Origin of the sequence: Dapis hubbardiae BLCC-M172 (genome assembly GCF_050016015.1) — a bacterium.
Taxonomy (GTDB): Bacteria; Cyanobacteriota; Cyanobacteriia; order Cyanobacteriales; family Microcoleaceae; genus Trichodesmium.
The window spans coordinates 2431-3005 of sequence record NZ_JBNHEQ010000225.1 but is presented as its reverse complement, the minus strand read 5'-3'; the positions used below and the strand labels follow the sequence as shown (position 1 = coordinate 3005).

Genomic DNA, 575 nt, shown 5'->3' with positions numbered 1-575 from the left:
TCCCTGTTCCCTGTTCCCTGTTCCCTGTTCCCTGTTCCCTGTTCCCTGTTCCCTGCTATATATATTAAGCTTATCTATATTAACAAAAGGTTCTACAAATCCAGTTGAGAAAGAATAACTTGAGCTGCAATAACTTACTAGCAAAACTGATAACAAAATCCAACATTGTCTGTTGACGATGTTGGATTTTTTTCAATTAACTAAAGCCTAACCATCGTTTAGTAATTAAGCTCTAATAATTGGGCTTGAATGTAAATAAGAATAATAGAAAAATTTGGGGAAATTACATCAAACCAAGTTGAGAAAGAATGCTTTGACCTGTGAGGTATTCAGTAGCAACACCAATCACAAAACCTAACATTGCCAAGCGACCATTCCAAGTCTCTGCAAATTTGGTAAAACCTGCTTTTTGCTCTTGAGTTTCCATGATGACTAACCTCTAATTAGTGTAGTTAAATTCTTGTAAATACAACAGAAAAGTTCTTAAGAAATCAGAATTAGTTACATTAAGCCTAGCTGGGAAAGAATACCTTGACCAGTTAAGAGTTCAGTAGCTATACCAATCACAAAACCCA

Annotated in this window: 1 protein-coding gene; it reads right to left on the bottom strand. The window is 35.3% G+C overall.

Annotation, left to right across the window (positions count from 1 at the left end):
* Window positions 1-283 precede the first annotated feature (283 nt).
* Window positions 284-427 (bottom strand): chlorophyll a/b-binding protein, encoded by a 144-nt coding sequence (locus tag ACP6PK_RS20805; RefSeq protein WP_426562268.1) that lies wholly within the window; start codon window positions 425-427, stop codon window positions 284-286.
* Window positions 428-575 lie beyond the last annotated feature (148 nt).

Excerpts from the sequence above, each read along its gene's own strand:
- ACP6PK_RS20805 (WP_426562268.1), bottom strand. The coding sequence starts at position 427 with ATGGAAACTCAAGAGCAAAAAGCAGGTTTTACCAAATTTGCAGAGACT.